Source organism: Streptomyces sp. NRRL F-2580, assembly GCF_000720115.1.
In the GTDB taxonomy this organism is placed as follows: Bacteria; Actinomycetota; Actinomycetes; order Streptomycetales; family Streptomycetaceae; genus Streptomyces.
In genome coordinates, this window is sequence record NZ_JOIR01000033.1 from 36,774 (window position 1) to 58,556 (window position 21,783).

The window sequence follows — 21,783 nt, forward strand, 5'->3', positions numbered from 1 at the left end:
AGCCCGCCCCGGCCGACTACTCCCCCGTACGAGGCGGACACTGCGCCGAAGTCATCCTGCTGCAGAGGATCGAGGGACGAGAGATGGGCGGGCTGGACGTCCACATGCGCGAAGTGGCCTGCCGGCACGGCCGGGTGGAGGCCGTCGCCGATGTGGATCTGGAGATCGCGGCCGGTGAGCGGGTGGCCCTGACCGGAACGAACGGTTCGGGCAAGACCACGCTGCTGCGCGCCGTGCTCGGCCTCCACCGGCAGGTGTCGGGCGCGATCACGGTCGGCGGACGCGGCACCGGTTCGGCCGCGGAGTGGGCCTGGCGGCGCCGGGCCTGCGCCTGGATCCCGCAGAAGCCGGCCGCGGGGCGCTTCCCGCTGCTCGGCGCCGAGCTGCTGGCCAGCAGCGGCGCTGCGGCGGACGCGGCCGAGGCCGCGGACCGGCTCGGGGTGGGTCCGCTGACCGGGCGGCCGCTGCACACCCTCTCCGGGGGGCAGTTGCAGCGCATGTACCTGGCCCGGGCGATCGGCTGCGTCGCCGCAGGGGCGCAGGTGCTCCTGGCCGACGAGCCCACCGCCGCCCTCGATTTCGACGGCCAGGAGGAGGCGGCGGACGTCCTCACCTCCCTGCCGGTGACCCTCGTCGTGGTGACGCACGACCGCGCGCTGGCGCAGCGCTGCGACCGGGTACTGGAGATGGCCGCGGGCCGACTGCGGGAGGTCCGATGACGCTCGCCACCGCCGACCTGGGCGCACTCCTGCAACTCCTGCCCGTGCAGCGGGCGGGCATCGCCCTGCTGCTGGCCGCCGTCGGGCTGCCCGTGATCGGGGTGGTCATCGTCGGGCTCGACATCATGCCGGTCCGGTTCGCGATGATGCACGTCGCCCTGCTCGGCATCGCGGTCGGCCTCCTCACCGGCCTCGACCCCATGCTGTGCGCGCTGGTGGCCTGCGCCCTGGCCGGCGCGGGCGTCGCACCGCTCGCCCGCACCCCGGACGGGCTGTCCGGGGCGATGGGGCTGCTGATGAGCCTGGCCATCGCGGCGGCCCTCCTGCTGCTCGCCGTGTCGGGCGTCAACGCCTCCGGAGCGTTCGCCCTGCTCTGGGGGTCGATCCTGTCGGTGGGCACCGCCGATCTCGTGGTCCTCGGGGTGCTCGCCGTCGTGGTTCCCGGCCTGTTCTGGTGGCGGCGCCGCGAGATCGGCCTGCTCCTCTACGACCGCGAACTCGCCCAGTGCTCCGGGGTGCCCGTGCGGGCGCTGACCGCGGTCCTCCTGGTCCTCGTCGCCGTCGCGGTCGCCGGCGCCATCAAACTCACCGGCGCCCTGCTCGTCGACGCGCTGACGCTGCTGCCCGCGCTCGCGGCCCGCCGCCTCGGCAGCTCGCTGCGGTCGATCACCCTCTGGGCGGTCGGCATCGGCATCGTCGTCAACCTGACGGGGTTCCTGCTGGCCCTGTGGCTGGACTGGCCTCCCGGCCCGGTCCTCGTCCTGACGGCGGGGGCACTCGTCCTCGCCGTGCACTTCATACCCGAACGGAGAATCAGCACATGGCGCGCACCCGCGGCCGTATCCCTTCCCTCCTCGCACTGAGCGCGGCGGTCCTCCTCACGGCCGGCTGCGGAGACGAGGGCGGCGCCGGCTCCGGTGCGGCCGGCGACAGCCCGGCGCCGGCCGGCGCCGAGGCCGCCAAGGACAAGCCCGTGGTGGTCGTGACCACCACCTGGGAGGGTGCCTTCGCCCGGGCCGCCGGTGCCCAGGACGTCAAGGTCATCGTCCCGCAGTCCGTGCACCACGCCCCCGACTACGACCCGAAGCCCTCGGACCTCGCCGCCGTCGCCAAGGCCGACTTCGTGCTCTACGCGCCCTTCGAGCCGTACGCGGCGAAGATCAAGGAGGCCGCGGGCTCCAAGGCGAAGCTGGTCGAGGTCAACCTCGACAACGACCCCGACAAGGTCAAGGCCGAGGTCGCCAAGCTGGGCGCCCTCTTCGGCACGGCGGACGCCGCCACGCAGTGGAAGACCGGCTTCGACACCGAGTACGCGCAGCTGAACAAGGACGTGCAGGCGGCCTGGCCCGGCGGCAAGAGCCCCTCCGTCGTCTCCCAGGTCTTCACCGCCTGGGCCGCGAAGCTCGCCGGGGCCACGCCCGTGGGCACGTTCGGGCCGGAGGCCGTCACCCCGTCGCAGCTCGCGGACCTGTCCGCGAAGAAGCCGGCGCTCGTCCTGGACAACGCCCACATGTCCACCGGCACGGTCCTGCCCGATTCCGGCGCCAAGCAGGTCAAGATCGTCAACTACCCGGGCGACGACCTCGACCTCCTGCCGGTCTACCGCAATGCGGCGGCCGAGCTGAAGAAGGCCATGGGCGCCCCCTGACCCGGCGCCGCAAGGCGTGGCACACACACGGCAGGGCACGCGTGGCACGCGTGCCCTGCCGTGCTGCGGTGTGCGGGGCCCGGCGGCGAGGCGCCGCCGGGCCCCGCCCGCTCATCCCGCCTGGGCGAGCGGGACGCTTCCGGTCTCCGGCAACGGGCGTACGTCGGCCAGGCACGCGCGCAGGGCGGCCCGGTCGGGCTTGCCCGCCGGGGTCAGCGGGAGTTCGGCGACGATCATGAGCCGCTCGGGGAACTTGCGCTGTTCGAGCCCGCGCTCCGCGAGGTGCGCGCCGAGCTCCTCCAGGGAGGGCGCCTGAGCCGTGCGGGGTACGACGCAGGCCGCCAGCCTCTCCCCCATCACCGGGTCCGGAACGCCCACGCACACCACGTCGCGCACCAGCGGGTGGGAGGCCAGCTGGCGTTCGACCTCGGCGGGGCTGATGTTGGCGCCGCCCCGGATGACGATGTCCTTGAGCCGTCCGACGATGTGGAGGGTGCCCGCCTCGTCGAGGAAGCCGAGGTCTCCGGTGCGGACCCAGCCGTCGGGGGTGCGGTAACGGGCGTCGAGGTCCGGGGAGGCCACGTAGCACAGCGGGGTCATCGGGCCGCGCGCGATGATCTCCCCGACCCGGCCGTCCGGCAGCGGCTCGTGCGTCTCGGTGTCGGCGATGCGGATCTCGGCGACCCGGGGGTCGGGGCGCCCGGCCACGACTCCCCGGCCGTCGGCGGGCGGGGTGCCGTGGTGCAGGCCGGTGTGGCAGTTGACGCCGTCGGCCGATCCGTAGAGGTTGACGACCGGGCAGCCGAAGGCGCGGGCGGCGTCCTTGGCCGTGCGCTCGTCGAGCGCGGAGCCGCCCAGGACGAGGGCGGTGGGGGCGGGCAGCGGGTCGTCGTCGCCTTCGAGCCGGTCCAGCATCATCCGCACCATGGTCGGTACGCCGAGGACGTGCGTGGGCGCGTGCTCACGTACCGCGGCGAGGGCCGCTTCCGGGGTGAAGTGGTCGAGGAGGACGAGCGTGCCGCCGTGCCGGGCCAGGGTGACGGCCGTCCCGTTGGAGCCGAAGGCGGAGCCGAGCGGCACCAGGAACAGGCAGCGCGGCGCGGTCCCGTCGGGCATCAGCGAGGCGAGGAAGTTGCCACGACCGCCGGCGAGGGCGTTGTGCGAGTACGCGACCATCTTCGGCTCGGCCTCGGAACCGGAGGAGACGAGGATGCGGGCCGCGCTGTCCGGGTCGGGCCGGGCCGGTACGAAGGCGCTCGCGTCGGAGCGCAGCAGGGCGGAGAAGGCGATCGTTCCCTCGGGGGCCGGTCCGGTTCCGGCGGCGATCACGTGCCGGAGCGCGGGCAGGGCCGGTGCCAGGGTGTGCAGGTCGGCGGCGTGCCGGCTGCCGCGGTGCTCGGTCGCGGCGATGACGGCGACGGCCTCGGCGCGGCGCAGCAGGCATTCCGCTTCCAGGCTGCCGCGGCCGACGGGGAAGGGCAGGGCCACCGCGCCGAGGGCGGCCAGGGCCAGGTCGGCGATGACGGCGTTCCGGTTGTTCGGGAGCTGGACGGCGACCACGTCGCCGGGTCGTATGCCGAGGTCCCGCAGGCCGCTGGCCAGACATCGCACCTTGCGGTCGAGCGCGGTGTAACAGAGGGGGCCCTTGGCGTCGATGACGGCGGTGGCGTGCAGGTCGGCGATCTGCCGGGCCCGGAACAGGCTGTAGAGGTCGAGGTCGGGGCAGGTGCCGTCGACCACCCAGGAGCGACGGAGGTCGGCGGGCAGCAGGTCGTTCAGTACGAGCCTGTTGGCGGTCATGTGAAGCTCCAGGGGTCGGGAACGGCAGGGGCGCCGAGCGCGTCGCGGCTGATCGAGCCGGTGAAGCGCTGGTCGTGGTGCAGGCCGGCCAGTTCGGTGGTGACGGCGGTGGCCGTCAGGCCGTGCTCCCGCAGCTGCTTGAGGGCGTCCGCGGTGGGCAGTTCGCGCAGGTCGTACGCTCCCGCCGCGGGGGCCGCCTCGTCGGTCGGCGCGATCCAGCCGTCGGCCGTGGGCAGGGGGCGCCGGAATCCGGCCGGCCGCCGGGGGTTCTCGCCGCGTGCCGCGCGGCGCAGGGCGGGGGCGGTCAGGGTGTCGGCGGCGCCGAGCAGGGAGGAGTCCACGCGGACGCCGTGGCCGGTGCGTTCGCGCAGGAGGAGGCCGGCGAGGACCGCCTCGGTGCCGTGCAGTCCGCCGAGGACGTCGAGCAGGGTCATCAGTGAGGGGGCCGGGGCCTCGTCCTGGGGGCGGACGGCCTCGCCGACCGCGGTGCGGGCCTGGACCATGAAGTCGGTGCCCATGGGGGCGTCGTCGAGCCGATCGGCCCAGCCGCTGGTGTACGCGTAGACCAGCGCGGGGTTCACCGCCGCGAGGTCGTCGTGGTCCAGGCCGAGTTCGGCGGCCTTGCCCGGGGCCCAGTTGTGCAGGAAGACGTCGGCCTCCGCGGCCATCTCGCGCAGGCGGCGCCGGTCCGCGTCGGCCTTGATGTCGATCTCCACGGCCCGCTTGCCCCGGTTGAGGGCGAGCCAGCGCGCGGAGATCCCGGAGCAGGCGGGCGGCATGCCGCGCAGCGGGTCGCCGCCCGGCGGCTCGATCCGGATCACCTCGGCGCCCAGCAGGCCCAACAGGTGTGCGGCGAGCGGGGCCTGGATGCGCCGGCCGGCCTCCAGCACGGTCAGTCCGGCCAGCGGCCGGGCCGCGGAAGGCCGGCCGCCCCGCCCGTTTCGGCGCCCGTCTTCGCGCCCGGCGCCCCGCCCGTTCCCGCGCTCGGCTGCGGGCACCGGACAGCCCGCTTCCGGCCCGAGGAGCCGGAGCGCCCACGGGGCGGCGCCGTCGTTCTCCAGCGCCCTTTCCCCGAGCGTGCGCAGGACGCACACCTCGGCGCCGGAGAGGGCGGCAGCCCGCCGGATGGCCGTCATGGGGGTGGCCCGGGTGATCTCGTGGAGGGCTGCCGGGAAGGGCGCGCAGGCGGTGGCGTACCGGAACTGGAAGGGCCGCCAGCCTGCCCGCATCGCGTCGGCGGGCGCCTCCAGCACACGCCAGAAGGCGGCCCAGGCACCCGGGTCGAGGGTCTCCAGTTCGAAGAGGACGCCCTCGGCGGAGCGGAAGGGCGGTCCGCCGGCGGCGAGTTCGGCGGCTTCACCCTCGTCGGCTCCGGCGGCGGCGAGGTACTGGGACACCGTCAGCAGGCCCGCCCGGTCCGCGCGGGTGGCGACCTGGGCGGCGGCCCCTCCGCGGGCCTGGCCGATGAGGCCGGCGAGCAGCCCCTGCACGGTCAGGACGGCGGTGGCCGTGGCCGCGTAGTCGGCGGCGAGTCCCCGCGGGGCGCCGTCCCGGCGGCCGTGCACGGCCATGATGCCGGTGGCGGCCTGCACGGTCGCCTCGTCGACGAGCCCGCTCGCGGGGCCCGCCCACGTGGCGACCGCGTGCGCCGGTGCGAAGCCGCCGCCGGTGAGCGTGATGCGGTCCGGCGGAGCCTCCTGGCCGCGATGACCGCCGCTCGCGCCGAGCATGCCGAGGTGGTCGGCGACCACACCTGTGATCTGCGGGGGCCCCGAGGTGTCGAAGCGCAGTGTGTCGAGCGGCCGGACCGTCTGCGTGGTGGCTGGTGACGCCATGCCTCTCCTCTCCCGGCGCGGCGGTGGCCGTCGCCCGGTTCGTGCGATACGCGGGGAACCGGGGGGCGTCCGCGCCCGACCAGTTCCACGGACAGACAGTCGGACAACCGTTCCCACGAGTTCCCGGGAATGAGGAGGAAAACAGTGACGGATCCAGACACGGCCACCCAACCTGCGTTCCACAGAGGCGAGTTGAGGGACCGAATAGCCGCGTTCGTCCGCGGCCGGGTGATCCCTCGGGAGGGCGTGCTGGACGCCGGCGGCCCGGCGGCGGCCGAGGCACTCGCCGAGTTGGGGCGGCAGGCCCGCAAGGACGGGCTCTGGGCGCTCCCGCTCCCGGCCGAACTGGGCGGTGGCGGGCTGTCCTTCGCCGCGTACGCCGCACTGGCCGAGGACGAGGGCGCCAGTGACCACGGCCCCGCCGCGCTCGGCTCCGCTCCCCTGCTCGACGTCACCATGCTGGCCCGCCACGGCACGCCCCCGGTCCGCGAGGAGTACCTGGAACGGCTGGTCGCCGGGGAGATGCGTACCTGCTACGCGATGACGGAGCCGGACGTGCCCGGCACCGACCCGTTCTCGACCGCCACCGGCGCCGAGCGCCTGGCGGACGGCACTTGGCGCGTGAGCGGCCGCAAGTGGTTCACCTCCGGCGCCGCGGGCGCCGACCTGGTGACCGTCATGGCCCGCACCAGCGGAACCACCGGGGACCGCGCGGGCCTCTCCCTGCTGCTGGTGCCGACCTCCTCCCCCGGCTTCCGGGTGGTCCGCGAACTCCCCGTGCTCGGCGGGGCGGGCCAATACGAGATCGCGCTCGACCGGGTCCGGGTGCCCGCCGACCACCTCCTCGGCGAGCCGGGCGACGCCCTCGCCATCGCGGGTGAGCGGCTGCTGCTCGGCCGTACGCTGCGCTGCCTGCGCTGGCTGGGCCAGGCCCGGCGCGCCTTCGACCTCATGTGCGAACGGGCCGCCACCCGCAACGGGTCCCGTGGGCCCCTCGCCGACCAGCAGCTGGTCCAGCAGCACGTCTTCGACGCCCTGCTAGCGCTGCGCACCACCCGGTCCCTCGTCCACGAGGCGGTGGACCTGATCGCATCCGGGCGGGACGCCCGTACGGAGGTCGGGCTCGCCAAGGTCGCCGCCGCGCGGATGCTCCAGCAGGTCACGGACTCGGCCATCCAGGTCCACGGCGCCGCGGGGCTCGGTCCGGACACTCCACTGCCCGCTCTCTTCCGTACGGGCCGCGCCGCCCGCATCCTCGACGGCCCCGACGAACTCCACATCACCACCGTGGCCCGCCGCGTCCTGCGCGACTACGCCCCGGCGCCCACTACGCGCGGGTGATGTCGACGAGGCCGTCCAGGGCGGCCAGGCCGAGCGCCAGGAAGAAGTCGCCCCAGATCAGCTCGTGCCGGACCGCCAGCCCCTTCGCCGCGTCGTAGCAGCCGTCCAGGAGCATCCCCGGCGGGCGGCCGGAGCACGCGCCGGTGAGGTGGGCCCGCGCCAGGCGGTTCAGGATGGCCACGGCCCGGTCCGAGCACGCCTGCGCCCGGGGGCCCGGGGCCCGTGCGAGCTTCAGCAGGGCCACCGCGGTGATCGCGGCGGCCGACGTGTCCAGGGGGCCGGCGGGCCGGGAGGCGTCGGCCGGCGGGACCAGCCGTCCGGCCAGCACCTCCCCCTGCGCCAGCAGCTGTCCGGTCGCCTCGTCGAGCCGGGCGCGGGCACCGCCCACGACGTCGGGCCGCACCAGTGCGTCGGCCACGGCCAGGAGCAGCCAGGCCTGACCGCGGCTCCAGCCCGGCGCGGGATCGTCGCAGGGCTGCCATCCGGTGCTCTCGTCGAACAGCCGGGCCGGCCACAGCCAGGGGTGCCGCTCGGCGCCCGCGCCGAGGCAGAGGTCGAGGTGCCGGTGGAGGTGGGCGGCCGCGGCGGCCGTTCCCCGCGCGTCGGCGTCCGCCAACAGGGGCACCATCCCCGGTACCCCGTCCACGCGGGCCAGCAGGCGGGGCCCGCCGAGCGCGTCGCCCCAGGGAACCAGGCCGAGTTCGGGATCGTAGGCCGACAGGCAGGCCCGGGCGGCCCGTTCCCGCAGCCGGGCGGCTTCGCCGTCGTCTCCGGCGAGCGAGGTCCCGTACCAGAAGATCAGTCCCCGGGTGGCGGTGTCGGCGTCGGCCCACGGAGCGAGCCGGGCCGTGCACGCGGCGGCGGCCCGCCGGTCGGCGTCGGTACCGGTGTGGCGGGCCCGCAGCCACAGCAGCCCCGCCCAGAAGCCTCCGGTCCAGGAACCGCGGCCGGTGGTCGTCCACCGCCCGTCGTCGGGCTGCGCGTAGAGCGGGAAGCGTTCGCCGACCTGGGCCTCGGTCACGCTCACGCGCCCGATGACGGCCGCCAGGGCGTTTTCGGCCCAATCCGTGGGCGCCGCGCCGTTCACGAGGCGGCCTTCCGCCGGTCCCGCGAGGCCCACGCGAAGGCGACCGCTCCCGCCGCCGCGAACTCCGCGGCGACCAGCAGCCACCCGTGGCCGTACCGGCCGCTCCCGGCCAGCAGCCCGAACAGCGGCGGCCCCAGGGCGAATCCGCCGAAGAACCCGGCCGCGACGAGCGCCGAGTCCTGTCCGGCCCGGCCCGGAGCGGCCCGCTGCATGACGAGCACCATGGACACGGCGTTCCCGGACACGGCGAACAATCCGACGGCGACGGCCCCGAGCCACACCAACGGGTTCGCGATGAGCGCGGCGCCCAGGAGGAGAGCCGCCCCCAGCGCGCCACAGGCGAGCCATCCCGGCAGCCACTCGGCCCGCCCGGGCCGGGCCGCCTTCGACCAGCCGATCCGGCCGGCGATCCCGGCCACGCCCAGGACGGCGACCAAGGCGCCGGCCGCGGTCGGACCCATCCCCAGGCGCTGCGCCCCGAAGAGGGCCAGGTAGGTGTTGACCGAGGCGATCCCGGCCCCGAGGAACAGGGAGAAGGCCGCCAGCCAGGCGACCATTCCGCGGGGGACGAGTGAGCCGCGAGGGCCTGTCGGGGGCGGCGCGGGATCGTCGGGCAGCGCCCGCAGCGCCCACCCCCCGGCGAGCAGGGCCGCGCCCGCCGCCGTCCACACCGCGCCCCGCCAGCCGATCCCGCCCGCCAGCAGCACCAGGGGCAGCCCGGCGACGAAGGCGCCCAGCTGGACGCCGGACTGCTTGAGTCCGGTCACCGCGCCCCGCCGGGCCGGCGGGACGACGCGCATGATGGCCTTGTTGGTGGCGGGGTTGGCCAGCGCCTGCGGTACGCCGCCCAGCGCGACGGCGCCCAGCAGCACACCGGTGCCGGATGCGGCGCCGATCAGGGCGAGCGCCACGGCCGAAACCAACAGCAGGACGACCAGTGAGCGGCGCGGACCGATCCGGTCCACGATCCGGCCGCCGGCCGGGGACAGCAGGGCCGCCGTTCCGAAGCCGAGCGTCGTCGTCAGCCCGAGGACCGCGGGCGAGACCCCCAGCTCGTCCACCAGCCGCGGGCCCAGGGCCCCGAGGAGGAACAGCTGGAGCATCGAGAACGCCATGGCGCACGTGAGCAGCGCCGTCAGCGATCTTCCCGTGCCCGCGTCGGCACGCGCCGGCACGGTCCCGGGTTCCTCCACCGCCACTGATGGCTCCCTTCCCCACGCTGCGCGCACATCGCTTCGACCGGCCAGTCAGTCGGCCCGCAAGGGCCTCCGGTTCCCTGCGTGTTGTGTGGTCCGGCTCACACGGGGCGGCCGCTCAAGGTGCGGCCGGGTCGGCCACCAGAACTTGTCCAGAAGTGCGCAGCCTTCTTCGAAGTCCCGGACGCCGGTGCGAGGATGAGCCCCGCCATGAACCCGGGCCGATGTTCACGAGTCGTACGGGCTGCGATGTTCGCAGCCCTCTGCGTGCTGCTCGCGGCCACCGGCCACATCCTCATGTCGGGTACGGCGGTGCCCTGGTGGGCCCTGTCCGCCGCGTTCGCCGGCACGGCGGGAGCGGCCTGGGCCTTCGCCGGCCGCGAGCGCGGGCTGCTCGCCGTCACCGCCGCGGTCGTCACCGTCCAGGCCGGGCTCCACGCGGGGTTCTCCCTGGCCCAGTCCCTGGTCCACCCGTCCCTGCCCACCGGCACCTCGTTCGCCCGCCAGTGGGCGGAGTACCTGACCTGCGGAGACGGGGCGACTTCGGCCGTCTCCCCGCGCGAGGCGCCGAAGGTGGTCAGCGAGGCCGGGGTCGGCGGGCTGGTCTTGCGGCCACCGCCCGGCACCGCGCTCTCCGATGCCGGCGCCCACGGCCACCACGCCCTGCACGAGATGGCCGGCTCCGTGTCCGCGGGGACTCCGATGCCGGGCGCGGGCCACGACATGGGAGGCATGTCGCCGACGGCGATGCTCGCCGCCCACCTCGTGGCCGCGGTGCTGTGCGGCCTGTGGCTCGCCTACGGAGAGCGAGCCGCCTTCCGCATCCTGCGCGCCGTCGCCGGATGGCTCTGGACACCGCTGCGCCTGCTCCTTCGCCCGGCCGGGGCGGCGCACCCGCCGCGCGTCCTCGTACGCCGTGCCCGCCGACGCCACGCGCTGCGCCGGCTCCTCCTCGTCCACGCCATCACCTCACGGGGTCCCCCGACGGGAGCCGCTGTCCTCTGACAGCCGGCTCCCCGAGCACGCGTCGGCACCCGCGTTCGCGCCCGCCCTCCGCGCCTCGGGCCTCGGCCCTGCCCTCCGGCAGGCCGTACACCCTTCACCGGCCCCGCCCCCGCGCGGCGCCGGTCCCCCTTCCCCGAAGGACCTGTGGCGATGACTCCTGCCCTGCCCACCCAGAACCGTCCCGCCGTCGAGCGGCCGGACCGGCACACCGCCGACGCGGCGGTGACCCGACTGGCCCTGGACGCCCGCGACGGCGACCCCGCGAAGGCCGACCGCTTCGTCCGCGCACTGCACCGCGACGTGTGGCGCTACGTCGCCTACCTCAGCGCCGACACCCAGGCCGCCGACGACCTCACCCAGGACGTGTTCCTGCGGGCCCTCGCCGCTCTTCCCCGCTTCGAGGGCCGCTCCTCGGCGCGCACCTGGCTGCTGTCCATCGCCCGGCGCACCGTCGTCGACAGCCTCCGCCACGCCGCGGCCCGGCCCAGGCTCTCGGACCGGTACGACTGGCAGACCGCCGCCGAGCAGACACAGCCGCACGACGTGCCGGGCTTCGACGAGGGCGTCGCGCTGGCCGAACTCCTGGCCACGATCCCGTCCGAACGCCGGGAGGCCTTCGTCCTCACCCAGCTCCTGGGCCTGCCGTACGCCGACGCGGCCGAAGCCATCGGCTGTCCCATCGGCACCGTCCGCTCCCGCGTCGCCCGCGCCCGCACGTCCCTCATCGAACTGCTGACGGGCACCGCCACGGCCGCGCCCGCACGGGAGCACCCGCTGCCGGACCGGGAAATCCGGTTCGTCACACCGGCCGTGCGCGAGGGTGCGCTCACGACGACGCCCGCCTGATCCGGCCGGGGCGCACGGGAGGGGCCGGCGTGAGCGCCGCCCTCCCGCGCCCCGCGCCGGCCGTGTCCGTACGGGGACTCCGCAATCGCGGGCCCGCGCGCTACCCTCCGCCCATGATTGACATGAGCATGTTAAATCGCTGGGTGCGCGGGCGCCGTCGAGGGCGTACCGGCCGGCACGCCTTCGTCGGCCTCGTGCTGCTGGCCCTCCTCGGCACGGCGACCGCCACGGCCGCCTCGGCCCCGGCCCGCGCCCCCTCCCCCGCCGCCGTTGCGGTGGGCACGAGCGCGGCCGACGCCGCGGCCGCCCGCTGGGGCGACCGGCGCCTGGACGAGGCCGCCTTCCTGACCACCCACAACGCCTTCACCAACTACGAGGACTCCCGGTGGAGTTCGGTGAACCAGGCCGAGTCGGTGCGCGCCCAGCTCGACAACGGCGTCCGCGGCCTGAGCCTGGACACGCACTGGTACGAGCGCAGCACCTGGCTGTGCGTCATCAGCTTCGGCAGCGACTGCTACCCCAGCGACGTCTACCTGTGCCACGGCGACTGCAAGACCTTCGCCGGTGCCACGTACGCGCTCCCCCGGCAGTCCTTCCACGGCACGATGCAGACCGTGGTGGACTTCCTCGCCGCCCATCCGCAGGAGGTCGTGACCGTCTTCCTCGAGGACTACGTCAGCGCCGAGCAGCTGGGACAGTCCCTCGGCCGGGTCAGGGGGCTGCCCGAGATGGTGTTCCGGCCCGACGAGTGGGGGGTGCGCGAGCACGGTTGGCCGAAGGTGGCCGATCTCGTCACCGCCGGCAAGCGGCTGCTGATCTTCTCCGACCGCTCCGACCGCGAGCACCTGGGCGTCATGTACGACAAGTCCTGGACGGTGAGCAACTACTGGAGCCTCGGCGACCTGGGCAACGACCTCGGCTGCGTCAGCCGCTGGTCCGACCTGCCCCTGGACCGTCAGGAGCCGGGATTCCGGCGCCTGTTCACCATGAGCCACCACCGCAACGTGCCCACCGTCATGACGGCGGCGCTGGACAACGGCGCCAAACTGAGGGACCGCATCGCCGGGCAGTGCCGGACGGCCACCGGGGGCCGCGATCCGAACTTCGTCTCCGTCGACTTCCACAGGCTGTCGGACGGAAGCGGCCACACCCCCGCCTCGATCGTCGCGGAACTCAACGCGCGCCCCTGAGGGGCGCGCACGCACGACGAAGCGGCCCTCCACGATGTGGGGGGCCGCTCCCGGTCACCGCGCTACCGCAGGGACGCGTTACCGCGTTACGGCGCCACCTTCAGCAGCTTGTTCGCGGTGCCGGAGGACGGGTTCTTGATGGCACCCGTCGTCGCGGCCCCGGTCAGCGCGGCGGCCGTGTCGGCGGGCGTCGCCGACGGGTGGGCCGCCAGGTAGAGAGCGGCGGCGCCCGCCACGTGCGGGGAGGCCATCGACGTCCCGGAGATCGTCTTGACTGCGGTGTCGCTGTCCTTCCAGGCCGACGTGATCTCCGAGCCGGGTGCGTACAGGTCCACGACCGAGCCGAAGTTCGAGAAGTCCGACTGCTGGTCGCCCTCGGTGCTCGACGCCACCGTGAGGGCCTCGGGCACCCGGGCGGGCGAACCCTGGCCGGCGTCCGAGGACTCGTTGCCGGCCGCCACGGCGAAGGTCACGCCGGAGGCGACGGCCCGCTTGACAGCCGCGTCCAGCGCCTCGTCGGCGCCGCCGCCGAGGCTCATGTTGGCGACCGACGGCCCGGAGTGGTTCTTCGTCACCCAGTCGATGCCCGCCACGACCTGCTCGGTGGTGCCGGATCCGTTGGCGTCCAGCACCCGCACCGCGACGACCTTGGCCTTCTTGGCGACGCCGTGTGAGGTGCCGGCGATGGTGCCCGCCACGTGCGTGCCGTGGCCGTTGCCGTCGTCGGCGGTGTCGTCGTTGTCGACCGCGTCGAAACCGTGAGCGGCGCGGCCACCGAAGTCCTTGTGCGAGATCCTGACGCCGGTGTCGATGACGTACGCCGTCACCCCCTCGCCGCCGCCGTCCGGGTACGTGTACTTCTGGTCACCGGCCGTGGCCGCCTGGTCGATCCGGTCCAGGCCCCAGGACGGGGGCTTCTCCTGGGTCTCGTTGATGTGGAAGCGCTTGTTCTGCACGACCGTGCCGACGGCGGGGTCCGCGGCGAGCCGCTTCGCCTCCTTCGGCGTCATACCGGACGCGGAGAATCCGTTGACCTGGGAGCCGTAGGAGCGCTCCAGCTTGCCGCCGTACTTCTTCGCCAAGTCCTCCTTGTTCGCGGATGCGTCGAGGATGACGACGAAGCTGCCGTCCACGGCGTCCGGGGCGCCGAGTCCGTGCACCGTGCCTTCGGCCGGTGTGGCCGCCCCGGCGAGGGGGCTCGCAAACAGGGCCGCCGCAACCGCAGTTGCTGCGCCCGCGGCTATGCCCGTGTTGCGAAGGGCGTTGGATCGCTTGTGAGTTGCCATGTAGAGGGTTCTCCTCGTGTTGACGTGTGGGGCGTCAAACGTTCTGGAGAACCCTGTTCCGATTGACAGGAGCAAATCAAGGGCGAACCAGGGGTAAGGGCTTCTTCAACAAGGTTTCTTAATGATCCCTCCGCACCGCCTCCATCTCGCACACATGTTCTCGTGAGCCTCTTCACCGAATGGCCACATGATCGTTCCCGTGACGGAAGCCGGGGCGCGGTGCGCGTTTGGCGGGGGCCTGAGGGGTTAGGCGCCGGTTGCGGGGAAATCCCGTGAGGAGTGTGAACCGTCATGGGCGCAGACAAGCACCAGACCCCGGACGCGGGCCGCGGGGAGCGGATCCGCGGGCGGCCGCCGGCACCGGACCAGCTGAAGACGGGCGGCCGGCCGCGCAGCCCCGACGAGATCGCGCACGAGCGCGGCCGCGAGGACGCGACGATGCGTGACGTGATGCACGACCTGCATGAGGAGGACCTGGACGACATGCGCGACGACCGCTGACGACCGCTGCCTCGGGCGCCACCGCGGGGACAGGGGGACCGGGGGCCGCGGACAAGTGCGGCTGCGATCGACCAGCCCCGGAGCATCTGCCGGCGCACGACGAGTACGGCCAGGCGGACTCGCCGGTTGATCTCCGCTCGGTACTGGCGCGCGTACTGCCTGCTCCGCGCGTACTGTCGGCTCGCGTACTGCTCCAGCGTCGCGGAGGCGGGCGTCGCGAAGGCCGCGCCGAACCGATGCGGGTGTCCGGCCTCGGTCAGCCGCTCCAGACACGGGATTCGGCCGGAAGCTGTGCAGGTGGCGCGTCGTCATGTCGATGACCATCACCTGCCGGCGTGCCGTTCGCGGCCGATCACTGATGACACGGTCGCTTCCCCGGCCCCAGTGCACACGGGCCACGGCGGCCACCCCATCCGGGCCCGGTGATCAGCAGGCGGGCTTTTTTCAGCCGCTGATCGTGGCCGCATAGGAGGCCAGGCCCTCCGCGGTCGTCCCGGCCCAGCCGACATAGCCGTCGGGGCGGATCAGGAACACCCCGTCCCCGTACGCCTCGTACGAGGGGATCCGGACGGTGCGGACGTCCGCGAGTCCGGGGAGTGCGGACGGGTCCGGCGGACCCGGCACCTCGGCACCGGCACCGGCACCGGCACCGACCGTCAGCAGCGTCCAGTGCGTTCCACGGAGCTCGTCGAAGAGCCGGAGGCCGCCGCGCACCCCGTCCGGTGCGCGGTCACCCGCCCGCAGGGCCTCCTCGGCCAGGCCGTGACGGGTCTCCACCGCGAGGGTCGAGGTCCGGTAGCCGATGCCGAGCTGCCGGGTGGCCTCGCCGCGCCGGGCCTCGCCGCGGTGGATGCGGGTGGACAGGCCGAGCATGGCGGCGGCGACCGGCATGCGCTCCTCCTCGTAGGAGTCGAGCAGCGATGCGCGCGCTTCCCCGCTCAGTACGGCGGCCAGCTTCCAGCCCAGGTTGTACGCGTCCTGGACGCTGGTGTTGAGTCCCTGTCCGCCCGCGGGCGAGTGCACGTGCGCGCTGTCTCCGGCGAGGAACACCCGCCCGTCGCGGAAGCGGTCGGCCATCGCGGCCCGCGGCCGGAAGTCCGAGGCCCACCGCACCTCCGTCACGTCGCCGGGCGCGAGGTGTGAGCGGGCGCCGACGACCTTGCGGATCCCGTCGAGCGAGAGGTCCGGCTCGGTGCCCTCCGGGAACCCCGCCACCACCTGGAACTCGTCGGTCGAGGCCAGGGGCCAGATGGCGAGGTAGCCCCCGCCCTCGGCCGGAGGGAAGACGTGCATGTGGTCGCGGTCGAGGCCCTCTATCCGGACGTCGGCGACCAGCATCGGGCTCGGGTCCACGGTCTCGCCGGTCATGCCGATGCCCAGCGCCCGCCGGACGGTGGACCGGCCGCCGTCCGCTGCCACGGCGTACCGCGCCCGGACGGGCGGCCCGGAGACGAAGGCGGCCGTCACTCCCTCCGGGTCCTGCTCGATGCCGGCCAGCTCCCGGCCGAAGGTGATCTCCCCGCCCAGCTCCGCGAGCCGCGCGGCGAGGATCTCCTGCGTCCGCCACTGCGGCACCATCCAGGGCTCGGCGTACGGGGCGCCCTCGGTCGGCTCGGCCGCGTCGAACATCCGGTGCTCGCCGGTGCGGACGCCGTCCTGCCAGATCACGCCGACCGGGTACGAGGCTCCGGCCGCCCGGATCGCGTCGTGCACGCCGAGGTCGTCGAGCACCTCCAGGGTGCGGGGCTGCAACCCTTTGCCGCGCGATCCTGGGAAGAGGGCACCGGCCCGCTCGACGACGAGGGCATCGACTCCGCGCCGGGCGAGGTCGATGGCCAGCGCGAGCCCGGTGGGGCCGGCTCCGACGATGAGCACGTCGGTGTGCTGTGCGGGGGCATGCGTGTTCACGGCATTCTCCTTAACGTTGTTAAGTGGTGCGATCACCAGCTTGCATTTAACGGTGTTAAACTGTCAAGCGTGGCAACCCGGAAACCCCCCAAGCTGGACAAGAAGCAGGCCGTCGACACCGCGCTGCGGCTGCTGAACGAGGTCGGCCTCGACGGACTGACCCTGCGCGCGATCGCCAAGGAGCTGGACGTCCAGGCGCCCGCCCTCTACTGGCACTTCAAGAACAAGCAGGAACTCCTCGACGAGATGGCCACCGAGATGTACCGCCGGATGGTCGCCGGGCAGCGGATCCCCTCCGGCACCACCTGGCAGGAACAGCTGATGGTCTTCAACGCGGGGCTGCGGGCCGCCCTGCTCGGCTACCGCGACGGCGCCAAGGTCTACAGCGGCTCCCGCTTCACCGGCACCGAGCACGCGGTCCAGCTGGAGGAGAACCTCCGCGCCTTCGTCGAAGCCGGCTTCGAGCCCACCCAGGCCGTACGGGCCCTCACCACGGCCTACTACTTCACGCTGGGCTTCGTCACCGAGGAACAAGGGGTCGAACCCCTGCCGGGTGACCGCCGCGACGGCTTCGACGTCGACGAACGCGCCGCGCGCATGGCGGACTTCCCCCTGGCCGCCGCCGCGGGAGCCGAACTCTTCCAGGACTTCACCACGGGGTTCGAGGAGGGCATGCGCCTGCTCATCGCGGGCATCGAGGCGCGCTACGGCATCGCCTGACCCGTCGTCACGGCCGACGCCGCCCGCACGCGCCGGGGCGGTCCCCGGCGTTCACGCCCCCATCAGACGTCCGTGCCCGGATCCGGGTCCGGGTCCGTGCCTGTGCCTGTACCTGTGTCCGTGCCCGGGGGCGGTGCGGCGACGGCGCCCAGGGCCCGACTGGCGTCCAGCCACACCCCCTCGAACGCCTCGGCCGAGAGCGTCCCGGCGTGCGGAGCCTCCTCCCAACCCGCGAGTCCGGCCTCGGTGACACGGCCGTACCGCTGCTCGTAGCGGCTCACGGTGGCGATGTCCGCGCGCTCCTGGAAGCGGAGGACCTCGTCCAGGGAGGCGGCGGTCACCGGGGTGCCGTCATCGCCCCGCACCTCCACCTGTCGGAGCACGCGCCCCTCGTCGTCACCCTCGAAGTACTGCCACAGACCGCGGCTTTCGTCGTAGGTGCGGATCCACATCACCATGGCACCACGCTCGCACAGGTGCGGGCGTAGGCTTCGCCCATCGGCACGGCGGGGCGGAGCACATGACGATGGAAACGGCAGACACGGCGGGGACGGCAGGGATCTGGGGGGCGACCCTCGATTCGGTCGTGGTCTACGCGCAGGGGGCCCTCTGCCGTCGCCTGGCCCGGGGCAGCGTGCCGCCCGACGGCCGGGTACGGGTGCCGGGGCTGCCCCGCTCGCTGGATCCGGGCTCGCTGCGGGCCCGCGTCCTGGGCGCTCCCGGGGTGCGCGTCACCGAGGCCCGGGTGGAGGTCGAGGCCGAACCGCTCGGCGCGGGCACGCCCGACGCCCTGCGGCGCGAGGTCGAGCGGCTGGCCGACGCGCACGCCGCGGCGCAGGGACGCCGGAACCGGCAGCTCAGCCTGATCGAAGAGGTCCGGTCGCTCCACCCCGTGCCGCCTCCCCGCAAGCGTGACGACCCGCACCGCCGCACCCCCGTCGACGCGTGGCTGGAGCTGGCCGACTTCGTCGACGAGCGGCTGGCGGGACTGCACGCCCGCCTCGCGGAGCTGGAGGAGGCACTGCGCACCGCCGAGCACGAGTTCTCCGTCGCCGCCGACCGGCTCGCGCGCGCCTCCACCGACGCGCCCTCCTCGCACGTGCAGACCACGCTCTGCGCGGCCTTGGCCCTCGTGGGCGCCGGCGAGGACGAGGTGGAACTGGAGCTGGAGTACGGGGTGCCGGGCGCCGTCTGGGTGCCGGCCTACCGGCTCACCCACCGTCAGGGCGACGACAGCGGGCACCTGGTGCTGCGCGCCTCGGTCGCCCAGCGGACCGGCGAGGACTGGACCGGGGTGCGCATCGCCCTGGCCACCGCCGACCTCCGGCGCCGCACCGACCTGCCGAAGCTCCGCTCGGTCCGGATCGGACGCCGTCAGCCCGCCCCCGCGCCCTCCGGCTGGCGTGAGCCTCCCGCGGGGCTCGCCGGCCTGTTCGCCGGGTACGAGGCGGCCGGCCCGCGCCCGGTCACGGCCGCCGGCGGCGCGACTGCCGGGGCCGGTTCCGACCTCCTGGCCGCCGCGGCCCGCCTGCCTTCGGGGGCTTCCACGACTTCGGTGACTTCGGTGACCTCCGTGGGCGGCTCCGCGTACGGTCCCGTTCCGCCACCGCCGCCTCCCCCACCGCCGCCCGCACCGCAGGGCTACGGCGGCGCGATGCCCGACTTCGCGCTGCCGGCCCCCTCGCAGCCCGCCGCCTCGCGGCCGGGCGGCAGGGCACGTTCCGCCGCCCGTTCCTTCGCCGGGGCCCCCGCCGCCATGCCACCCGCCGCCATGGCACCCGCGGCTCCCGCGGCCCCGGGCGGAGCCCCGCCGCCGCCCCGTCCGGAGCCGGTGGCCGGTCCGCCGCAGCCGAGCGGCGCCGAGCTCGACTACGCCGCCCTCGTCCTGTGCGGCCCCGACGAGCCGGGCGGCCGCCGGGGCCGGCTCTTCCCGGCCTCGCCCGTCGACCCGGTGGCGGCCGAGTGCCGACGCCGCGCCGAAACGGTGGCCTCGCTGCCGCTGCCCGGACAGTCCGTGCGGCCCCGCGAGTCGGCGGGGTCCTTCGACCACCGCTTCGACGCCACCGCACGCGCCGACGTCCCGTCGGACGGCACCTGGCACACCGTCACCGTCGCCGAGGTCCCGGTCGGCCTGCGCACCGAGTACCTCTGCGTGCCGTCCGTGGAGCAGACCGTGTACGCCACGCTGGTGCTCTCCAACGCCACCGACCAGGCACTGCTGGCCGGCCCGGTCGAGGTCGTCGTCGACGACGCGTTCCTGCTGACCGCCGCGCTGCCCACGCTCGCCCCCGGCGGGGTCCGCCGGGTCGGGCTCGGGGCCGCCGAAGGCATCCGGGTCACCCGCCGTACGAACCTGCGCGAGTCGACCTCGGGCCTGCGCAACAACACCACCGTGCTCGATCACCGCGTGCACGTGGAGCTGGCCAACCGGCTGGCGCGGCCCGTCGCGGTCGAAGTCCGCGAGCGGGTCCCGGTCACCTCCGAGCCGGACGTCCGCATCGAGGAACGGGCCGACTGGACGGCGCCCGAGGAGGGCACGGGGCCCGAACACCACGCTCCGGGCACCCGCGTCTGGCGGCTGGACCTGCCCGCAGGCGCCACCGCCGCCCTCGACGGCGGCTACGAGATCCGCATCCCGACCGGCAAGGCCCTGGCCGGCGGCAACCGCAGGAGCTGACGCACCCCATGTCCACGGCCCCGAAGCCGATCGCCCTCCCCGTCACCGCCGTCACCTGTCTCGAGGACCGCGCCCATGTCGAGCGCACCGCCGTGCTCGACCTGGAGGCCGGGGTCCAGCGACTGCGGCTCGGCCCGGTCAGTGCGCTGGCCGTCGACCGCACCCTCCATGCCGAGCTGACCGCCGAACACCCGGCGACCGTGCTCGACGTGCGGATCGTCCGCGGCTGGACCCCGCGCGGACCGCTGCCGTCCGCCGACGAGGACTCCGCGCTGCGCCACCGCGTACACGCCCTCGAAGAGGAGCGGCTGGCCGAGGAGCAGCGGCGCGACCGGCTGCGCGCCCGCCTCGACCTGCTCGGCCGCCTCACCGCCGACCTGCTGCGGGACATCGGCGAGGGCGCCGGCTCGGGGGAGGCCGAACGGCCCCGCTGGGCCCGCGAACTGGACCGGCTGGACGCCGAGCGCGACACGTACGGCGAGCGACTGCGCACCGTGGAGGCCCGCCTGGCCGCCCTCGGCACCGAACTCGGGGCCGTTCAGCGGGCCATGGACCTCTCCGAGGAGGAGCCCGCCGAGCTGCTCGGCCATGTCGAGCTGACGGTGGAGACGGCGGCCGCCGGGCCGGTCGGGCTGCGTCTGAGCCACCTCACGCCGTGCGCGCTGTGGCGGCCCGCCTACCGGGCCGTGCTCGAAGGGGACGCCCTCACCCTGGAGACGGACGCGGTCGTCTGGCAGCGCACCGGCGAGGACTGGTCGGACGTCCGGCTGACCCTGTCGACGGCACGTTCCGCGCTGGCCACCGACCCGCCGCGGCTGGACGAGGACCGGCTGACCCTCAAGGACCGCTCCGCGGCGGAGCGCCGCACGGTCGACGTCGAGCTGCGCGAGGAGGAGATCGGGGCCCTCGGCCCGGCCCCGGTGCTCGGCCTGCCCGGGGTGGACGACGGCGGCGAGGCGCGCGTACTGCACTCCCCCGCGCCGGTCTCCGTACCCGGGGACGGCCGCGCCCACCGGGTGCCGGTCTCCGTCTTCACCACGGCCGCGAGCAGCGAGTACGCCTGCTCACCGGAGGTGTCGCCGCTGGTCACCCAGGTGGTGCGGTTCGACAACCTGTCCGGGCACGCGCTGCTCGCCGGGCCGGTGGACCTGGTCCGCGGCAGCGGTTTCAGCGGCCGCGGCACGCTGGACTTCACCACTCCGGGCACCCCCGTCGAGCTCGCCTTCGGCAGCCGCGACGACCACGGGGTGGTGCGGGAGGCCGAGGAGACCCGCGATTCGGCCGGGATCATGCAGCGGACCGTGGTCACCCGCACGGTCCGGCTGCACCTGTCCCGGTTCTCCGCCCCCGGCGAGCGCGGTGACCGGGTGGTCGTGGTCCGGGAGCGGATCCCGGTCTCCGAGGTCTCGGCGGTGGAGGTGCGGCTGCGGAAGGAGGCCTGTTCCCCGCCGCCCGAGGTGGTCGACGCCGACGGGATCGTCCGCTGGGACGTCGCCCTCCCGCCCGGCGGCCGGCGCACGGTCACCCTGGTCTACGAGCTGTCGGCGAGCTCCAAGGTCGCCGGGCTCTGAGCTCACGCGTGCGGCGTGCCTGAAGCGCAGGAGGGGCACAGCCCGCGGTAGGTGACCTCGGCCTCGGACACCGTGTAGCCGAAGCGTTCCTCCGCGGGAAGGCCGACCAGGGGGTCACCGGTCGGGTGGACGTCGCGGATGAGGCCGCAGCCGGAGCACACCAGGTGCTGGTGCGGATGGTGGGCGTTGGGGTCGTAGCGTTTGGCTCGGCCGTGCACGGAGACCTCCACGACCTCACCGAGCGCCACCAGTTCGCCCAGCGTGTTGTAGACGGTGGCCCGGGAGATCTCGGGCAGCCGCTCCGCCGCGCGGACGTGCACCTCGTCGGCCGTGAGGTGCACGTGCTCCCCGTCGAGGACCTCCGCCACGACACGCCGCTGGGACGTCATGCGCCGGCCGCGTCCTCGCAGCCGCTCCGTCAGGTCACTCATGCCGGTCCACCTCTCCCTTGCG

19 protein-coding genes are annotated in these 21,783 nt (G+C 74.6%); 11 read left to right on the forward strand and 8 right to left on the reverse strand.

What is annotated here, in order from left to right:
* Positions 1–83 precede the first annotated feature (83 nt).
* Genes IF88_RS0129450 through IF88_RS0129460 form a run of 3 tightly spaced genes read left to right on the forward strand, consistent with a single transcriptional unit; the run spans position 84 to position 2,367 of the window.
* Complete coding sequence (locus IF88_RS0129450; RefSeq protein WP_030719112.1) at positions 84–719, forward strand: ABC transporter ATP-binding protein; 636 nt, start codon at positions 84–86, stop codon at positions 717–719.
* Positions 716–1,582 (forward strand): metal ABC transporter permease, encoded by an 867-nt coding sequence (locus IF88_RS0129455; protein ID WP_030719115.1) that lies wholly within the window; start codon positions 716–718, stop codon positions 1,580–1,582. The genes IF88_RS0129450 and IF88_RS0129455 overlap by 4 nt, the downstream gene beginning before the upstream one ends.
* On the forward strand, positions 1,540–2,367 hold the full coding sequence (locus IF88_RS0129460) for a metal ABC transporter solute-binding protein, Zn/Mn family (protein ID WP_030719117.1): 828 nt from the start codon (positions 1,540–1,542) through the stop codon (positions 2,365–2,367). Before IF88_RS0129455 ends, IF88_RS0129460 begins: the two co-directional genes overlap by 43 nt.
* Positions 2,368–2,478: 111 nt before the next feature.
* Here the strand turns inward: IF88_RS0129460 and IF88_RS0129465 are convergent, their stop codons facing one another.
* The gene (locus IF88_RS0129465) at positions 2,479–4,167 is read right to left on the reverse strand and encodes a class I adenylate-forming enzyme family protein (protein WP_030719118.1); all 1,689 of its coding nucleotides are present in this window, start codon (positions 4,165–4,167) and stop codon (positions 2,479–2,481) included.
* Positions 4,164–6,002 carry a CoA transferase gene (locus IF88_RS0129470; protein ID WP_030719119.1) on the reverse strand — a complete coding sequence of 613 codons (1,839 nt, stop codon included), beginning with the start codon at positions 6,000–6,002 and terminating at the stop codon, positions 4,164–4,166. Before IF88_RS0129470 ends, IF88_RS0129465 begins: the two co-directional genes overlap by 4 nt.
* Before the next feature lie 192 nt (positions 6,003–6,194).
* Between IF88_RS0129470 and IF88_RS0129475 the strand changes: the two genes are divergently transcribed.
* Positions 6,195–7,343 (forward strand): acyl-CoA dehydrogenase family protein, encoded by a 1,149-nt coding sequence (locus IF88_RS0129475; RefSeq protein ID WP_037807436.1) that lies wholly within the window; start codon positions 6,195–6,197, stop codon positions 7,341–7,343.
* Here the strand turns inward: IF88_RS0129475 and IF88_RS0129480 are convergent.
* Both IF88_RS0129480 and IF88_RS0129485 read right to left on the reverse strand, forming a co-directional pair.
* Positions 7,330–8,370 carry a sugar ABC transporter permease gene (locus IF88_RS0129480; protein ID WP_324617215.1) on the reverse strand — a complete coding sequence of 347 codons (1,041 nt, stop codon included), beginning with the start codon at positions 8,368–8,370 and terminating at the stop codon, positions 7,330–7,332. The genes IF88_RS0129475 and IF88_RS0129480 overlap by 14 nt on opposite strands.
* A gap of 56 nt (positions 8,371–8,426) precedes the next feature.
* Positions 8,427–9,629 (reverse strand): MFS transporter, encoded by a 1,203-nt coding sequence (locus IF88_RS0129485; protein WP_030719123.1) that lies wholly within the window; start codon positions 9,627–9,629, stop codon positions 8,427–8,429.
* Between the two features lie 246 nt (positions 9,630–9,875).
* Between IF88_RS0129485 and IF88_RS0129490 the strand changes: the two genes are divergently transcribed.
* The 3 genes from IF88_RS0129490 (at position 9,876) to IF88_RS0129500 (ending at position 12,667) form a co-directional block, all read left to right on the forward strand.
* Positions 9,876–10,631: a hypothetical protein gene (locus IF88_RS0129490; protein WP_037807439.1), complete on the forward strand. Its 756-nt coding sequence runs from the start codon at positions 9,876–9,878 to the stop codon at positions 10,629–10,631.
* Positions 10,632–10,781: 150 nt separating this feature from the next.
* Positions 10,782–11,477, forward strand: coding sequence for a sigma-70 family RNA polymerase sigma factor (locus tag IF88_RS0129495; RefSeq protein WP_107050658.1), 696 nt, complete (start codon positions 10,782–10,784; stop codon positions 11,475–11,477).
* Positions 11,478–11,590: 113 nt separating this feature from the next.
* Entirely contained in the window at positions 11,591–12,667 is a 1,077-nt protein-coding gene (locus IF88_RS0129500; RefSeq protein ID WP_158754637.1) for a PI-PLC domain-containing protein, read from the forward strand.
* 86 nt (positions 12,668–12,753) lie between these two features.
* Here IF88_RS0129500 and IF88_RS0129505 read toward each other — a convergent pair whose 3' ends face one another.
* Positions 12,754–13,953 carry a S8 family peptidase gene (locus IF88_RS0129505; RefSeq protein ID WP_030719131.1) on the reverse strand — a complete coding sequence of 400 codons (1,200 nt, stop codon included), beginning with the start codon at positions 13,951–13,953 and terminating at the stop codon, positions 12,754–12,756.
* Positions 13,954–14,244: 291 nt separating this feature from the next.
* On the opposite strand from IF88_RS0129505, the gene IF88_RS0129510 reads away from it, so the two are divergent.
* Entirely contained in the window at positions 14,245–14,454 is a 210-nt protein-coding gene (locus tag IF88_RS0129510) for a hypothetical protein (RefSeq protein ID WP_030719134.1), read from the forward strand.
* A 444-nt stretch (positions 14,455–14,898) separates the two neighbouring features.
* Here the strand turns inward: IF88_RS0129510 and IF88_RS0129515 are convergent, their stop codons facing one another.
* Positions 14,899–16,362 (reverse strand): FAD-dependent oxidoreductase, encoded by a 1,464-nt coding sequence (locus IF88_RS0129515; RefSeq protein WP_030719137.1) that lies wholly within the window; start codon positions 16,360–16,362, stop codon positions 14,899–14,901.
* A 69-nt stretch (positions 16,363–16,431) separates the two neighbouring features.
* Here IF88_RS0129515 and IF88_RS0129520 point away from each other — a divergent pair, with 69 nt between their 5' ends.
* Positions 16,432–17,082, forward strand: coding sequence for a TetR/AcrR family transcriptional regulator C-terminal domain-containing protein (locus IF88_RS0129520; RefSeq protein ID WP_030719140.1), 651 nt, complete (start codon positions 16,432–16,434; stop codon positions 17,080–17,082).
* Between the two features lie 62 nt (positions 17,083–17,144).
* Here IF88_RS0129520 and IF88_RS0129525 read toward each other — a convergent pair whose 3' ends face one another.
* The gene (locus tag IF88_RS0129525; RefSeq protein WP_063754857.1) at positions 17,145–17,540 is read right to left on the reverse strand and encodes a hypothetical protein; all 396 of its coding nucleotides are present in this window, start codon (positions 17,538–17,540) and stop codon (positions 17,145–17,147) included.
* Between the two features lie 68 nt (positions 17,541–17,608).
* Here IF88_RS0129525 and IF88_RS0129530 point away from each other — a divergent pair, with 68 nt between their 5' ends.
* Together IF88_RS0129530 and IF88_RS0129535 are read left to right on the forward strand one after the other, a co-directional pair.
* Complete coding sequence (locus tag IF88_RS0129530; RefSeq protein ID WP_051837775.1) at positions 17,609–19,759, forward strand: DUF4139 domain-containing protein; 2,151 nt, start codon at positions 17,609–17,611, stop codon at positions 19,757–19,759.
* Between the two features lie 8 nt (positions 19,760–19,767).
* A complete protein-coding gene (locus tag IF88_RS0129535; RefSeq protein ID WP_030719146.1) occupies positions 19,768–21,330 on the forward strand; it encodes a DUF4139 domain-containing protein in 1,563 nt (520 codons plus the stop codon).
* Positions 21,331–21,332: 2 nt separating this feature from the next.
* Here IF88_RS0129535 and IF88_RS0129540 read toward each other — a convergent pair whose 3' ends face one another.
* On the reverse strand, positions 21,333–21,761 hold the full coding sequence (locus IF88_RS0129540) for a Fur family transcriptional regulator (protein ID WP_030719147.1): 429 nt from the start codon (positions 21,759–21,761) through the stop codon (positions 21,333–21,335).
* Positions 21,762–21,783 lie beyond the last annotated feature (22 nt).

Excerpts from the sequence above, each read along its gene's own strand:
- IF88_RS0129495 (WP_107050658.1), top strand. The coding sequence starts at position 10,782 with ATGACTCCTGCCCTGCCCACCCAGAACCGTCCCGCCGTCGAGCGGCCG.
- IF88_RS0129470 (WP_030719119.1), bottom strand. The coding sequence starts at position 6,002 with ATGGCGTCACCAGCCACCACGCAGACGGTCCGGCCGCTCGACACACTG.
- IF88_RS0129450 (WP_030719112.1), top strand. The coding sequence starts at position 84 with ATGGGCGGGCTGGACGTCCACATGCGCGAAGTGGCCTGCCGGCACGGC.
- IF88_RS0129490 (WP_037807439.1), top strand. The coding sequence starts at position 9,876 with ATGTTCGCAGCCCTCTGCGTGCTGCTCGCGGCCACCGGCCACATCCTC.
- IF88_RS0129530 (WP_051837775.1), top strand. The coding sequence starts at position 17,609 with ATGGAAACGGCAGACACGGCGGGGACGGCAGGGATCTGGGGGGCGACC.
- IF88_RS0129500 (WP_158754637.1), top strand. The coding sequence starts at position 11,591 with ATGATTGACATGAGCATGTTAAATCGCTGGGTGCGCGGGCGCCGTCGA.
- IF88_RS0129465 (WP_030719118.1), bottom strand. The coding sequence starts at position 4,167 with ATGACCGCCAACAGGCTCGTACTGAACGACCTGCTGCCCGCCGACCTC.
- IF88_RS0129455 (WP_030719115.1), top strand. The coding sequence starts at position 716 with ATGACGCTCGCCACCGCCGACCTGGGCGCACTCCTGCAACTCCTGCCC.
- IF88_RS0129535 (WP_030719146.1), top strand. The coding sequence starts at position 19,768 with ATGTCCACGGCCCCGAAGCCGATCGCCCTCCCCGTCACCGCCGTCACC.
- IF88_RS0129525 (WP_063754857.1), bottom strand. The coding sequence starts at position 17,540 with ATGGTGATGTGGATCCGCACCTACGACGAAAGCCGCGGTCTGTGGCAG.
- IF88_RS0129460 (WP_030719117.1), top strand. The coding sequence starts at position 1,540 with ATGGCGCGCACCCGCGGCCGTATCCCTTCCCTCCTCGCACTGAGCGCG.
- IF88_RS0129510 (WP_030719134.1), top strand. The coding sequence starts at position 14,245 with ATGGGCGCAGACAAGCACCAGACCCCGGACGCGGGCCGCGGGGAGCGG.
- IF88_RS0129540 (WP_030719147.1), bottom strand. The coding sequence starts at position 21,761 with ATGAGTGACCTGACGGAGCGGCTGCGAGGACGCGGCCGGCGCATGACG.
- IF88_RS0129505 (WP_030719131.1), bottom strand. The coding sequence starts at position 13,953 with ATGGCAACTCACAAGCGATCCAACGCCCTTCGCAACACGGGCATAGCC.